Annotated in this window: 15 protein-coding genes; 2 read left to right on the plus strand and 13 right to left on the minus strand. The window is 27.4% G+C overall.

What is annotated here, in order from left to right; all coding sequences use genetic code 11:
* Positions 1-38: 38 nt before the first annotated feature.
* Positions 39-590: a signal peptidase I gene (gene lepB, locus BCB68_RS01800; RefSeq protein WP_094079271.1), complete on the minus strand. Its 552-nt coding sequence runs from the start codon at positions 588-590 to the stop codon at positions 39-41.
* A gap of 413 nt (positions 591-1003) precedes the next feature.
* Between lepB and ahpC the strand changes: the two genes are divergently transcribed.
* Together ahpC and BCB68_RS01810 are read left to right on the plus strand one after the other, a co-directional pair.
* Positions 1004-1570, plus strand: a complete 567-nt coding sequence (gene ahpC / locus BCB68_RS01805) for an alkyl hydroperoxide reductase subunit C (RefSeq protein WP_094079272.1) — start codon at positions 1004-1006, stop codon at positions 1568-1570.
* 125 nt (positions 1571-1695) lie between these two features.
* Positions 1696-2328 (plus strand): thioredoxin family protein, encoded by a 633-nt coding sequence (locus tag BCB68_RS01810; protein WP_094079273.1) that lies wholly within the window; start codon positions 1696-1698, stop codon positions 2326-2328.
* 72 nt (positions 2329-2400) lie between these two features.
* Here BCB68_RS01810 and BCB68_RS01815 read toward each other — a convergent pair whose 3' ends face one another.
* From BCB68_RS01815 to BCB68_RS01870, 12 genes are all read right to left on the minus strand, one after another.
* The gene (locus BCB68_RS01815) at positions 2401-3036 is read right to left on the minus strand and encodes a hypothetical protein (protein ID WP_094079274.1); all 636 of its coding nucleotides are present in this window, start codon (positions 3034-3036) and stop codon (positions 2401-2403) included.
* 6 nt (positions 3037-3042) lie between these two features.
* The gene (locus BCB68_RS01820) at positions 3043-3591 is read right to left on the minus strand and encodes a flavodoxin family protein (protein ID WP_094079275.1); all 549 of its coding nucleotides are present in this window, start codon (positions 3589-3591) and stop codon (positions 3043-3045) included.
* Between the two features lie 64 nt (positions 3592-3655).
* Entirely contained in the window at positions 3656-4258 is a 603-nt protein-coding gene (locus BCB68_RS01825; protein WP_094079276.1) for a TetR/AcrR family transcriptional regulator, read from the minus strand.
* Positions 4259-4361: 103 nt separating this feature from the next.
* Complete coding sequence (locus BCB68_RS01830) at positions 4362-4601, minus strand: zinc-ribbon domain-containing protein (protein WP_237048679.1); 240 nt, start codon at positions 4599-4601, stop codon at positions 4362-4364.
* 48 nt (positions 4602-4649) lie between these two features.
* Positions 4650-6431 (minus strand): aspartate--tRNA ligase, encoded by a 1782-nt coding sequence (aspS, locus tag BCB68_RS01835; protein WP_094079277.1) that lies wholly within the window; start codon positions 6429-6431, stop codon positions 4650-4652.
* A 78-nt stretch (positions 6432-6509) separates the two neighbouring features.
* Positions 6510-7142 carry a hypothetical protein gene (locus BCB68_RS01840; protein ID WP_094079278.1) on the minus strand — a complete coding sequence of 211 codons (633 nt, stop codon included), beginning with the start codon at positions 7140-7142 and terminating at the stop codon, positions 6510-6512.
* 12 nt (positions 7143-7154) lie between these two features.
* Positions 7155-8399, minus strand: coding sequence for a histidine--tRNA ligase (hisS, locus tag BCB68_RS01845; protein WP_094079279.1), 1245 nt, complete (start codon positions 8397-8399; stop codon positions 7155-7157).
* A 102-nt stretch (positions 8400-8501) separates the two neighbouring features.
* Positions 8502-9038 carry a hypothetical protein gene (locus tag BCB68_RS01850; RefSeq protein WP_094079280.1) on the minus strand — a complete coding sequence of 179 codons (537 nt, stop codon included), beginning with the start codon at positions 9036-9038 and terminating at the stop codon, positions 8502-8504.
* Between the two features lie 156 nt (positions 9039-9194).
* Entirely contained in the window at positions 9195-10706 is a 1512-nt protein-coding gene (locus BCB68_RS01855; RefSeq protein ID WP_094079281.1) for a hypothetical protein, read from the minus strand.
* A gap of 129 nt (positions 10707-10835) precedes the next feature.
* Positions 10836-12428 (minus strand): glycoside hydrolase family 57 protein, encoded by a 1593-nt coding sequence (locus BCB68_RS01860; RefSeq protein WP_094079282.1) that lies wholly within the window; start codon positions 12426-12428, stop codon positions 10836-10838.
* A gap of 114 nt (positions 12429-12542) precedes the next feature.
* Positions 12543-13448, minus strand: a complete 906-nt coding sequence (locus BCB68_RS01865; RefSeq protein ID WP_094079283.1) for a YegS/Rv2252/BmrU family lipid kinase — start codon at positions 13446-13448, stop codon at positions 12543-12545.
* A 9-nt stretch (positions 13449-13457) separates the two neighbouring features.
* Positions 13458-14363, minus strand: coding sequence for a M23 family metallopeptidase (locus BCB68_RS01870; RefSeq protein WP_094079284.1), 906 nt, complete (start codon positions 14361-14363; stop codon positions 13458-13460).
* Positions 14364-14369 lie beyond the last annotated feature (6 nt).

The following is a 14369-nucleotide window of genomic DNA, read 5'->3' on the forward strand; positions in this document are numbered from 1 at the left end:
AACTTTAAAATTTTTTATTAAATTTTTTTATTTTAATTTTAAAAATATTTTATTATTTTTTCCAATTTTTTTTCATCAATCAAAAGTTTCATCTCAAATTTAAAATTCTTTTTTTTAAGAATTCCAAAATATCTTGAATCAAACGAAGTCGGTGTATCTCCCATAACAAAAAATTCATCTTTTCTTAAAACATAACTTTCTTCTTTTTTTATATTTTTATTTTCGTTTTTATTTTCATTCAATCCTTTTATCTTAAAAATTTCCCCCTTTTTTTCCCCATTGATAAAAATCCCGCCATTTCTATTTTCTATTTTATCCCCACAAACTCCTACAATTCTTTTAATCAAATAAATTTTTTTCATTTTATTTTTATTCGGAAAATTTTCCAAATATTTCAAATACTTTTTGTCAAGTTCAAACAAAACCAAATTATTTTTTTTATATTTTGGAAAAAATTTTTTAAAATAAATTCCCTTTGTAAGGCTATTTGTCACATTGTAAGTAAATCTTGAGAAAATAAAAATTATACTAAAAAAAATAAATATAATAACTAAAAAAATATTCTTTTTGAAAAAATTCAGCATATTCATTTTAACTCCTTTTTAATTTTAATTTATTATACCATTAATTTAAAATTAAAACAAGATTTATTTTTAAATTTTTAAAAAATATTGAAAAAATAATAATTTAAAATAATATTTAAATTTTTAAAAAATATTGAAAAAATAATAATTTAAAATAATATTTAAATTTTTAAAAAAAATATTTGACAAATTTATAAATTAAATGTATAATGTAACCAAGAAATATTTGTAATTATTTCAATTTAAAAATAATAATCATTTATAGTTAAATAATAAAATCAATTGTCAGAAAATTTCTCTACTTTTCATTAACCGATTTTTATCTTTCGGCTTAATGTAAATTAATTTCTCTAAAATAAAATTTTTAATTTGATTTATTTAACTATAAATTTAAAAATTAAAACTTAGGAGGAATAAATATGTCATTAATTGGAAAAAAAGTTGATAATTTTACAGTTCAAGGTTATCAAAACGAAACTTTCAGAGAAGTAAACTTTGAAAAAGATATTTTGGGAAAATGGAGCATTTTTATGTTCTATCCAGCAGATTTCACATTTGTTTGCCCAACAGAATTAGAAGATTTGGAAGATCACCACAAAGAATTAAATGATTTGGGATTTGAAGTTTATTCAGTAAGTACTGATACTCACTTCACTCACAAAGCTTGGCACGATCATTCAGAAGCAATTAGCAAAGTAACTTTCACAATGCTAGGAGATCCAAAAAAAGAATTAGTTAAAATCTTTGATGTTTTGGAAGAAGAATCAGGAATGGCTTTCAGAGGAACTTTCATTGTAAACCCTGAAGGAAAAATCGTTGCTTACGAAGTAAACGACGGTGGAATCGGAAGAGATGCTTCAGAATTAGTAAGAAGAGCAAAAGCGGCAAAATTTGTACATGACAATCCTGGATTAGTTTGCCCAGCTAAATGGAAAGAAGGAGAAAAAACATTAAAACCTGGATTAGATTTAGTAGGTAAAATTTAATTCATAAAAAAATTATCCACAATTTAAAAATATAAAATGATTTAAGGGAGTTTTTCTCCCTTATTTTGAATAAATAAAAAAAATAAAATAATAATAAAAATTAAATTAATTTAAAAGGAGTAAAAATGGCTTTATTAGATAAAAATATTGTAGAACAATTAAAGGGGTATTTTAATAATATAAATGGAAATATCGAAATGGTGTCTTTTTTGGACGACAGCGAAAAATCAAAAGAATTAGATAGTTTTCTAACAGAAGTTGACGCTATTTCAGACAAAGTTAATTACACAAAAAAAATTTTTGGAAGTGACGCTGATTTTGAAAAAATGCACAATATCACAAGACCAATTTCATTTACTTTATTAAAAGATGGAAAAAAATCTGGAATTAACTTTAACGGAATTCCTGGAGGACATGAATTTAACAGCTTCATTTTGGCGATACTTGGACTTGCTGGGATGGGTAAAAAATTGGGAGGAGAACAATTAATTAAAGTAGAATCTGTTACAAAACCTTTAAATATCGAAACTTATGTTTCTCTTTCTTGTACAAAATGTCCTGAAGTTATTCAAGCATTAAATATAATTTCTATGGCAAATGAAAATATTACAACTTCATTGATTGACGGAGGAGTTTTCACTGAAGAAGTTACTCAAAAAAATATTCAAGGTGTGCCAGTTGTTTATATCAATGGAGAAAAAGCTTCTGTTGGAGAAAAAACAATTGAAGAATTGATTGATATTGTTATAAATGCCTAATACCCTAAAATATTTTATATAATTTAAAAAGAAACTATTTCATAAAATTATCTTATGAGATAGTTTCTTTTTTTATAATTTATTACTTTTTCTAAACAAATCTTTTACCCTCAAATTATTTTTTCTCGCTTTTAAAACCCACGAAATCGATCCTTGTACAAAATACAAAATTCTTAGCCAATTTTGATTTATATAAATATTCTCATCGCTTTTTAAAGTTAAAATATTATCAGAAAATTTTTCTAATGCTCCACCTAAATTTTTCAGAGGTCCTTTCCCCAATTTACATTTTTTCAAATATGGCAACAATTCTCCTGCACCCACGCCAACTCCTTGTCCCCATTTTGCCTGAACTTTCTTGCACCAGTTCTTCATCTGCAAAATTGCCAAATGATTTTGTTTTCCTTCATAAAATCCATTATTAACCGCACAATAAATTTTACTTCCAGACTTTATAACTTTTTCCTTCTCAAATTCTACAAGTAATTTTAGTAAATTGGATGGAATTCCATCAACATATAAAGGAAAAAGAAATATTAAAACATCGCTATTGTAGATTTCATTTTTCATTTTATCATTTAACTTAAAAGAAATTGAATAATATTTTTTTATTTCATTTTCTTTAAGTAAAGACGAAAGATAGTTTCCTAATATTTCAGAATTACTTTTAACTGCTTTTGGACTTCCATTTATTAGAGTAATTTTCATATTCCATCATTCTCCCTGATCTTCTAAAAAAGAAACCTTAAAATTTTTTGTATTTAAATTCACACTATTAGCCTTTACTATTTCTTTAGCCGCTGTCTTTTCACTTTGTGTCAAATTTTCCCCATAAAAATATACATTTAAATCAAATCTCATTTTATTTCGTGCGACATGATGCATTTCCTTATTCTTAAATTTAAAAAATGGCAACAAATATGGAATTGTTCTATCCAGTACATTTTTTACAAATGGACTATAAGAACCATAGACACATTGACTTATAATCACAACTTTGTCTGCCTTTGAATATAATGTTGCTAAATTTTCATATCCATCCCTAATTTTACATCTCCCAGGAGTTTTAATCCAGCATTCAAAACACCCCATGCAACTTTTAATTTTATTATTATCACAAATTATAAATATATCTTCATCAGCTATTATTTTCTTTTGATTTATACTTTCTTTTATTTTATCTATAATTTTTTCTTTTTTTTCAATTTTCCACTTTAAATTTTTCAATTTTTCATTATCTAAATCATGTATAATCAATTCCATATTTCTCACCTTATTTAAGATTTAAACTCATATAGCATAACAACTTTAAAATTTCATTTTAATATTACTTTACTATACAAACTGATTTTATTATCTCTTCTATTTTTTCTTCCCAAATTTCAGAATATGTTATATCATTCATAATCATTATTGTTACTAATCCCTGTACTAATGCCCACATTGCTATAATTTTATCTTGTATAGCTTGATTTGGTACATCTGCTTTTTGAAGTACTTTAGTTGCCTCGCTTTTTAATATATTAAAAGCACTTTGATTACTATTTTCTATTTCTGAAAACTCTGATAATAAATCTATTTTTGTATTACTTCTTGAAATTATAAAATAATAATACTCATGATTTTCGCAAAAAAACATAACATATGTTTTTCCCAATTTTACCAATAAATTTTCGCTATTTTCATATTTTTTTCTCGTCTTAGCCAATTCCATTGCTAATATTTTCCAAATATAATCACTCATTGCTTCAAGCAAATCACTTTTTTTCTTAAAATATGTATAGGGAGCCGCATTACTTACTCCACACATTTTAGCTATTCTTCTTAAAGATAATTTTTCTTCCCCCACCTCATTTATCATTTCTATCCCCTTTTCAATCAATTCTTCTCTCAGATTTCCATGATGATAGCTCTTTTTAGATTTCTCCATTTTATTGACCTTTCATTTATCTTATCACTGTAAAGATTATACAATTTAATCTTAACATTGTCAAGTTTATTTTGAAAATTTTTTTTATTTTAACTTAAATTTTTTAAATATCTTTTGGCACATCATAAGCCTGATGGCAAATCGGACATTCCAAATATTCTTTCCTTGCACTTATCGGAAAAATTGGTATCCAAAACAAAGTAAACCAATCACGATATTCCACAAAATTCCAATCAGATGTATTGTTGCATCTTGAACAATGACAGTTTTCTAGTGTTCCTAAATTTTTAAACTTTCTTTTCGTTCCAAATATTAAAATCATTTTAGATACCTCACTTTCCAATTTTTGAGTAAAACTTCTCCCACTCCTATAAAAAAGTGGGAGACTTTATTAATCTTCTTTTTCAACTTCCAGCAATTTCAATCTCAAATCATCTTCAAGCACTTGTTCTTCAATTCCCGCAGGTGCTCCAGTCATCAAGTCTTGTCCCTTATTAGTTTTAGGGAACGGAATTACTTCTTTTATTGAGTCTTCCTTCAACATTGCCATAAGCCATCTATCAATTCCGTAAGCAAGTCCTCCATGTGGTGGAACTCCATATTTTAAGACTTCCAAGAAAAATCCAAATTTATCTTCCAATTCTTCTTGACCAAATCCTAATTTTTCAAAAACTTTTGCCTGTAAATCTTCATCGTGAATTCTGATACTTCCTCCACCGATTTCATAACCATTTAAGACAATATCGTATGAATCTGTCTTGATTTTTGCAAGTTCATTCGTATCAAGATACTTTCTATCTTCTTCTTTAATCGAAGTAAACGGATGGTGTTGTGCTTTATATCTATTTTCTTCTTCACTCCATTCAAACATAGGAAAATCAACTACCCATAAGAATTTAAACGCATTTTTGTCGATTAATTCTAACTCTTCTCCCAATTTCAATCTCAACGCTCCCAATCCATCATGCACAACTTTATATTTATCAGCCAAAATTAACGCAACTTCATTATTTTTAATTCCTAATTTTTCAATAATTTGTGTCAATTTTTCTTCTGAGAAGAATTTCGCAATTGGAGAATTTATTTCTCCATTTTCATTCATTTTAATATACGCCAAACCTTTTGCTTTAAAGTATGTTTTCACATAATCTTCCAAATCTTTTATATATTTTCTCGAGAATTTTTCCGCATTTGGTGCAACAATTGCTTTTACATTCCCACCATCTTTCAATGCATTTTCAAAAACGCCAAATCCACAATCAGCAGTTTCTTCTGACAAATCAATCAATTTCATATCAAATCTCAAATCTGGCTTATCTGAACCATAAAAATTCATCGCATCATCGTAGCTCATTCTTGGAAATTTTTCAGTAATTTCAATTTCTGTAACATCTTTAAATACTGTCTTTGTCAATTCTTCAGCCATTGAAATCACATCTTCTTGCTCAACAAACGACATTTCCACATCTAATTGAGTAAATTCAGGCTGTCTGTCCGCTCTCAAATCCTCATCTCTAAAACATTTTGCCAATTGATAATATTTGTCAATCCCAGAAACCATAAGTATTTGCTTAAACAATTGTGGTGATTGTGGCAATGCATAAAAATCACCTTTGTTAGTTCTACTTGGCACGATAAAATCCCTCGCTCCTTCAGGTGTTGCTTTTGCCAAAATCGGAGTATCGACATCTAAAAATCCATTTTCATTCATAAATTTTCTAATTGAAAACAACATATCGTTTCTTTTAATAATATTATTCAACATTTTCGGTCTTCTAATATCCAAATATCTATAAGTTAATCTCATATTTTCACTAAGATTCCCAGTTTCACTAATCTCAAACGGTAACTGTTTCGCACGGCTTAAAACCTCAATTTTTTTCGCTTCAATCTCAATATCCCCAGTAGGAATATTTTTATTTTTACTACTTCTCTCAGCCACAACTCCAGTAACCTTCAAAACCCATTCATTCTTATACTTTCTAGCTTCCTCAAAAAGTTCACTCCCAGAAACTTCCTCATTCAACAAAATTTGAGTAACCCCATATCTATCCCTCAAATCAATAAACACAAAGTGCCCCAAATCCCTAACTTTAGAAATCCATCCCGACAAAGTTACTTCTTCACCAATATTTTCCATTCTTAACTCATTTAATTTATAGTTTCTATACATTTTTTGTCCTTTCTTTATTTAATGATTTTATATTTTTTCTATAAAATTTAATACAATCTATTTTTTTTACAATTTATCTTATTTCATTTCATTCCAACTTTTTTCCACAACTTTTTGCATTTCTATCACATCTTTTGGCAATCCTTCAACAGTTATTTCATAAAGCTTGTCTTTCACAATAACACTATTTTTAATCATTGATTTTCCTTGAAAATCTGTCAATACAAACCGCATTCCTTTATGACCATTCAAAATTACTGGTTCTAGCGACATTTTATTTTCAGAGACTCCTGCTTTTTTATATTTATCATACACATTTTTTAACATTTTTTCTACTGCCTTTTCTGAATTCATATTTTTGTACTCTTTAGCTAAATCATATGACATAAGCGTGTAAATATCACCATTTCCTTTGCTTATTTGCATTGCATATACTGGTAATCTAACATCAGCAAATAATGTCCAACCTTCTGTTTTAGGATATTCGATAAAACCTACTTTTTCATTTCCAAATCTACCTTTTTCAAAATATTTCATCGAATCCATATATATTTTTCTCTTTTCAGTTTCAACTTTTTTAACTATCTCTTGTCCCTTTTCAGAATTCAAATCTAATAAACATCCAATATGTCCCGCAGGTTTATAACAATTTTCAGAATATAAACTTAATGCACTAATCAAAAGTAACGCTGTAAAAAAAATCTTTTTCATCTTAATACTCCTTTAAATTTCTTGTTTCAAAATCTCCAAAACTTCCTCAAAGCTATATTTTTCTTGCTCTCCAGTGCTAAACTTCTTAACCGTGAGCACATTTTCATCTCGTTCTTCTTCCCCTAAAATCAACACATATTCAGCATTTTCACGGTTTGCCTTTTTCATTTGTGCTCCAAAGCTTTTTGCATTGTAGTCAAAGTTTACTTTAATACCATTTTTTCTAAGTTCGTTTACTGTTTTCACAAAATATTCTTTTGTGTCATCAAAATAAATCACATAAATTTTTTTTTCTTCTTCAGAAATTATAGAATCATCCATTAACATTGCGATTCTTTCCATTCCAGCGGCAAATCCTATTCCAGGAACTTTCGCATTTCCTAATATTTCAAGCAATCTGTCGTATCGTCCACCCGCAAGAACTGTCGCCTGTGATCCCAATTTATTCGATTTGATTTCAAAAACCGTGTCTGAATAATAATCAAGCCCTCTAACCAATTTATCATTCACGACATAATTCACGCCCAACAATTCCAAATATTTTTTAGTGTCTTCAAAATATTTTTTACTTTCTTCATCTAAATAATCGTAAAGTTTTGGTGCATTTTTAAACTCTTCCTGATCGCCTTTATCCTTAGAATCCAAAGCTCTCAAAGGATTTTTCTTATATCTTTTTTGTGAATCCTCACTCAATTTATCAAGTCTTTCAAACATAAATTTTTTCAAATCTTCAATATATTTTTTTCTCGACTCAACATTTCCTAAGCTATTAATCTCCACAACTAAGCCAGTAATTCCAAGTTCTTCAAGAAAATCGCAACCCATTTTAATAATTTCTGCATCCAGATATGCACTTCTCACACCAAACATTTCCACTCCAGTTTGATGAAATTCTCTCATTCTCCCTTTTTGAGGTGCTTCGTATCTATACATTGGACCATTGTAAAACCATTTCACAATCGGAGAAGACTTATGAAATCCAGCTTCAAGATACGCTCTTACAACTCCCGCAGTCCCTTCTGGACGCATTGTAACATCTCTTTCTCCCTTATCTTTAAAATCGTACATTTCTTTAGAAACAACATCAGTCTCATCTCCAACTCCTCGTTTGAAAAGCTCCGTTTCTTCCAAAATCGGCGTAATTATCCGCTCAAATCCGTATTTTTCAAAAACTTTTTTTGAAATATTCACAATCGCATCATATTTTTTCACATCGTCAGAATATCTATCTTTCATTCCTTTTAAGGCGGTTATCATATTTTTTTCCTTTCTTAATTAATATCATCAATTTTATTTTATAGATTATTATACCACAATTGACTAAAGATTTTAAGATGTGGGATTTCATAATTAATCTTTTCATTCAACATCTTTATTTGTAAAATCACATCTAGTTAACTGCTCCATCACATGTTTTCTTATCATTTCTTCATCACTTTGTAATAATAATTCCGGTTTTTCTTTCGCCTTAGGAGTATTTATATCCCCTAAAGCAAAACAACATTTTCTCACTAATGCGAAATTATCATCCCAACGGTATTTTTCAAAATTTGAAATTGCTAGTTCATAAATGCAATCTATTGTAGAAGGTAATTCTAGTTGCTGGAGATAAAACACTATGTCTTCATGTTTTCCATGCCATTCTTCTTTTGTTAATTTGCATAAAATATCAACAAATTTTTCACTGTATAATTTGAACATGTAAATTGCTGAAATTAAAATATCTACGCTGTCTCCATTTTTTTCATTATATGCTTTTTCCAACTCTGTTTTTATATACTCTATTCTTTCATCATCGTTTTTTAAAAATTCCTTTTGTAATTGTTGAAAACTTATTTGTTTTTTATATTTTTTCCACATCAAATTTTCCAATTCTTCAAGACTATTTTTCTCCATTTTTTATTATTTCCTTTCTAAAACTAATTTCTTTAATATTTTGATTAAATATTTCCAGTCCTTTTCTTTATTAATATTAGTCAAATTAAAAATACTCCATCATTTTAAATTTTGATACAATGCAAAAATTGTCGTGATCTTTTTATAACTTACTCACTAATTTATTTTATTTTTCTCATCTTCAATCAAATCTCTTAAATCATTACTTCCTTCCTCATAAATTATTTTTGCAATAACTCTCAAAATTTTATAAAGTTTTCTCAAGCCATAAAATATTAAAATTGTCAAAAGAAAAGTTTGTGAAAATAATAATGAAAATAATAAATTTATGTTTTTGTTGATTTTATACAAACTTTTTTCTAAAAAAAGACTAAATACGATATTTCTTAGCAAATAAACTTGCACAGGAATATAAATTGCAGTTGCCATGCGGATTATTTTTAATATTGAAAGTACAAGTTTTCTTATTTCAAACGAATATTTTTTCTCTCTTTGCAAAATTTTATACATAATTTTTTCTTTTGTAATAAATTCCAGCTCAAAATATCTATCTTTTAAAGTCAAAAGCAACATAAAAATTACAGAAATTAAAAACATCACATAATTAATCTGCTTTTTAATTTTCAATTTTTTATCCACAATGAAAATTTCTTTCCCTTTGTTTTTTTGAAAATATCGATAACTACTGTTTAACGGCAAATAAATTCCATTTGAAAGTTTTATAACTTTTCCTGAAATAATATTTCCGCTATAAATTTTATGTTTTGAAAAAATTTTCACAACATTATTTTTTAAATCAATATATTCGCCCTTTTGAGATTTCAAATTTCCATTTTCTTCTTCAAAATTATTTCTATTTTTTTCATAATAAAGCATAAGGCTGCTGTTTTCCTTGACTAACAAATTTTCAACTCTATAATTTCCTTCTATTTTATTTCTTGAATCAATAATTTTCCCGTTTTTATCAACCGACCATTTAAAATGATAATTTTCATTCAAAATTTCAATAGTTGAATTTTTTAATAAATCCATATCATCTATATCATCGCTTTCTAAAATTAAAAAACTCTGATTTTTTTCTAAAAGTTTTTTTGTATAATTTTGAAAAGTAAGATTCGCTAAACTCAACAAAATTATTCCAACTATTATTTTATTCCATTTTATATGCAAATAAAAAGCACCAATATAAAACTTTTTCGTCATCTGCACCCAAAATAGACTTGCCCATCTTATAAAAACCAAACTTATCCAAACTATGACAAATGTTATCCAGCTCACAAAAATCAATAAATAAATGTGATAATCCAAAACTTTAATTTGCCAGGCGATATTTAAAGAAGTCAATATCAACATTGCATAAACTGTGATTTCAAAAAAGAATTGGGAAAAATCCATTATTTTAATTTGATTATTTTTTATTTCCAAATATTTTTTTCGCTTGTAATAAAGTTTTTTTAAATTTTTTTTAGTCTTATTTTCTTCACAAACTTTTCTTAATTCCCATATTTCATTTTCTATTTTTTTTAACATCATAAATTTAAACTTCTTTAAACGAACATCATTTTTCAAATATTTATTTTCATTTCGCATAAGTTTTACTTTTGTAGAAATAATATAAGAAACTATAACCTTATATAAAATTTTTAAAACCTTTATGATTTCTTGCATTTTTTTCCTCCTTTTTTATTTTTTGTTTTTTATTTTTAATTTTTTACTTTCTATAATTTTTTATATTATATAAAAAAGACTGGCACAAGTCCAGTCTTAAATATCAGAATATTTTTATTTATCTAATTTTTACAGCCAACTGCTTTTATACATTCTATAATCCATTTCAGGGAAAATATTATCTCTACTTTCTATTTCAGAAATCCAGCTTTCGTCAAGCGAACCACCTTTGAAATCTTCGTAAATTTTGAATAATCTATTTACATGGTCACTTATTTTTTTATGAGCATAACCCACCATTGTTCCTGTATACATTATAAATTCCCAACAAGAAGTTTGAGCTATGAGTAATTCTCTTGCAGCTTGATTTAATGCTCTATATTCCAATTCATTGTAAGGTTCTCTTCCATTTGCAAGTTCTATCATTTTTTCTGCCGCTTTGTGTAAATGTCTATACACATAATCATTTGAACCATCTATCCAAACGTCATAATATCCATTTGCTCCCCAGCTTGACATACTTACATCTACAATTTGGTTAGTTGGATATTTTTGTAAATATTTGTATGGTGTAATTGTTGAAAAATCTGATTCTGCCGCTGCTCTAAATACCCATTCCAAGAAAATAGGACCTTCATACCACCAGTGTCCGTATAATTCTGCATCGTATGGTGAAATTACAATAGGTTTTCTATATTTCATTTTTGAAGCCAAAAATTCAATTTGTTTTGAACGGTTAAACACAAAATTGTAAGCGTGTTCTTTAGCTCTGTTATAAGCTAAATCAGGGTCATAAACAGCTTTGTAAGTACCTTTTTTATCTGTAATTGCGTGATATTTTATTCCGATATTTCTTCTTACACCGTCGCTATGTAAATAAGGTTTTACATAATCGTAGTCCAACTCATATCCAGCATCTTTATGGAACTCTCTGTATACTCCATCTCCAGGATACCCGATTTCCGAACTCCATACTTGCTCTGATGATTCCAAATCACGTGCAAATGCCGCAACATAATTTCTTGTATAAACAGGTGAATAAATACCATAAACTGGTCTTGGATCACTATGCATTATTCCGTGAGCATCAACTAAGAAGTAACGGAATCCGTGTTTTTCCAAAAACTTATCTTGTCCAGGATAATAAGCACATTCTGCAAGCCATATTCCTTTAGGTTCTCTTCCAAAGTTTTTTATGTAATCTTTTTTTGCCATATAAACCTGAGCGTTTACTGCTTCTGGATAATCTTTCATAACAGGTAAAAATCCATGTGTTGCTGTTACAGGTATAATTTCCAAATTCCCTTGATCCTGAAATTTTCTAAATGCTCCTACTAAATCTCTTCCGTATTTTTTCTCAAAGACATCTTTTGCTCTTTGGTTAAACCACAAATTATGTTCAGCAACTTTTTTCATATCAGGATAAGGTGCTAATCTTTCTAATTCTTTTTTACAAAATTCAACAAGCTTGTTGATATGTTTTAAATATCTGTTTCTCAACAAATCGTCATTCATCATATTTACAAGTGTCCCTGACATTGTTATTGTCATATTCCAAGGAATATTATCCCTTGTCAAATTGTCAAACATTTCCAAAAGCGGAATATATGTTTCAGTAATCGCTTCATATAGCCAATCTTCTTCCAAAAATTCTTCATATTCAGGGTGTCTTACATAAGGTAAATGTGCGTGCAAAACAAAACTTAAATATCCATTATTCATACTTTTTTTCCTCCATACTCAAATTTTTTATTATATATTATTTATACCACATTTTTTAACTTTTTTAAAGCCTTATTTTAAATATCTTTTTTTTTATTTACAATTTTAAGAAAATTAATAAAATATTTTTAATTTACCGCTAATAACTTTTATGTTTACATCTTGATTTCTTCCTCTTTCGCCATCAATGCTAACTCCTATTTTTTCTTCAATTTTTTTAATTTTACAGCTTTTTATTTTCAAAATTCTCACATAATCGTTGTTCATCAAATTATTATTTAACAAATCTAAAAATGTTTTTGAAATATCAAGCGGATTGTCAATATTTTTTACAATTAAAATATGTAAAAATTCATCATTTACATCTGCATTGTAAATTATTTCATCAAATCCAGCAACACTTTTTCCATTCAAAATCATAAATAAAATTGCTTTTTCTTCAATATCTTCATAATCTTTTCCATCAAAAATCTGCATTTTTAAATCAAATTTTTTTATATTTGTCAATTCTGTGAGTCCATTCAAATAATACGCAACTTTTCCAATTGTCTTTTTTAAATTTTTGTCTGTATTGTAAGAAATTTTTGAAAAAAGTCCACTGGCATAAGATGACAAAAAAATCTTTTTCCCGTTAATTAAACCAAAATCAACATACTTCGGCTCTTTTATTAAAATATTGTAAATCCAGTCATTGATGTTATTTCCTAAATTTAGTGATTTTCCAAAATCATTTGAAGTTCCAGTTGGAAAAATGGCAACTTTTGGAAACTTTATATTTTTTATATAAATCTCGCTTAAAGTTCGGCTAAGCGTACCATCTCCACCAGATAAAATTAAAATATCGTATTTTTCATTTGCTAAAATATCACAGAGTTTATTATATTTATTTATACTGTAAAAAGTTACTATAATTCCCTTTTTTAAAAGTCTAGTCACTATCAAATCGAAATTATTAAAAATTATATTCGAATTTCCAGATTTCGGATTATATACTAAAAGTGCCTTTTTTAGCTTTTTCATAAATTTTTCCTACTTTCTTCTTGAAATTTTTTGAGCATTTCTTTTATTTTTTTCAAATTTATGTTCTTCTTTTAAACCTTTTAAATTTTTTTCTTCTTTTTCTTTATTAAAAAATATACTTTTTGTTCTAAATCCTATATCGTAACCTTTTGGCTCAAACCACTGTGTTTTGCTTTTCTCAGTTTGAATTTTTTTCTCATCCTTGGTCAAATTATTTCCATTTTTTATTTTAAAATACATTTCAGGATCAACTCTATTTATAAGTCCTTTTCCTCTCATTTCAAAAGCTATCTCAAAATGTAAATGCGGTGCATGAGTTCCACTGGCATTTCCTGTTGTTCCCGTTTTTGCTATCACTTGTCCAGCTTTTACTTCATCTCCTATTTTTACTTTAACTTCACTCAGATGCGCATATCTTATGTATTTTATTGGAAGCGCAGGATTGTAATTAGGACCGTAAAGCTGTTCCCTTGCACTTTCTTTTGGCTTATAATGTTTTCTTTTTATTTTTTCTAAATCAGCCGGATTTACTTCTAGATAAAAATTTAACCCATAACCTGTTTTGTCAACATACAAATCAACAACTTTTCCATCAGCAACTGCATACACATCAGTACCAGGTTCTGCAAAAATATCAACTCCTTGGTGAACTCTTAAACCATTACTCCGAACCCTTCCAAATTTTGACCAGTCAGGATATTCTTCTCCACGAAAATTATAATATGCAAGTTGTGGATTTTTCACTGGATTAATTCTAAAAATATTGTCGTCTTCTTCAAAAACGTTATTATTTTTTTTATTTTTATTTGTACTATTAAATGTCAACACCAAAATGATAATCAATAGAACTATAAAAGCTACTACTCCTACAATTATTATATTTTTTTTATTTATAAAATTTTTACTCTCGTCCATATATAA

Source organism: Leptotrichia sp. oral taxon 498 (assembly GCF_002240055.1).
Lineage (GTDB): Bacteria > Fusobacteriota > Fusobacteriia > Fusobacteriales > Leptotrichiaceae > Leptotrichia > Leptotrichia rugosa.

Coding starts and splice junctions, on each gene's coding strand:
- lepB (WP_094079271.1), bottom strand. CDS start 590: ATGAATATGCTGAATTTTTTCAAAAAGAATATTTTTTTAGTTATTATA.
- ahpC (WP_094079272.1), top strand. CDS start 1,004: ATGTCATTAATTGGAAAAAAAGTTGATAATTTTACAGTTCAAGGTTAT.
- BCB68_RS01810 (WP_094079273.1), top strand. CDS start 1,696: ATGGCTTTATTAGATAAAAATATTGTAGAACAATTAAAGGGGTATTTT.
- BCB68_RS01815 (WP_094079274.1), bottom strand. CDS start 3,036: ATGAAAATTACTCTAATAAATGGAAGTCCAAAAGCAGTTAAAAGTAAT.
- BCB68_RS01820 (WP_094079275.1), bottom strand. CDS start 3,591: ATGGAATTGATTATACATGATTTAGATAATGAAAAATTGAAAAATTTA.
- BCB68_RS01825 (WP_094079276.1), bottom strand. CDS start 4,258: ATGGAGAAATCTAAAAAGAGCTATCATCATGGAAATCTGAGAGAAGAA.
- aspS (WP_094079277.1), bottom strand. CDS start 6,431: ATGTATAGAAACTATAAATTAAATGAGTTAAGAATGGAAAATATTGGT.
- BCB68_RS01840 (WP_094079278.1), bottom strand. CDS start 7,142: ATGAAAAAGATTTTTTTTACAGCGTTACTTTTGATTAGTGCATTAAGT.
- hisS (WP_094079279.1), bottom strand. CDS start 8,399: ATGATAACCGCCTTAAAAGGAATGAAAGATAGATATTCTGACGATGTG.
- BCB68_RS01850 (WP_094079280.1), bottom strand. CDS start 9,038: ATGGAGAAAAATAGTCTTGAAGAATTGGAAAATTTGATGTGGAAAAAA.
- BCB68_RS01855 (WP_094079281.1), bottom strand. CDS start 10,706: ATGCAAGAAATCATAAAGGTTTTAAAAATTTTATATAAGGTTATAGTT.
- BCB68_RS01860 (WP_094079282.1), bottom strand. CDS start 12,428: ATGAATAATGGATATTTAAGTTTTGTTTTGCACGCACATTTACCTTAT.
- BCB68_RS01865 (WP_094079283.1), bottom strand. CDS start 13,448: ATGAAAAAGCTAAAAAAGGCACTTTTAGTATATAATCCGAAATCTGGA.
- BCB68_RS01870 (WP_094079284.1), bottom strand. CDS start 14,363: ATGGACGAGAGTAAAAATTTTATAAATAAAAAAAATATAATAATTGTA.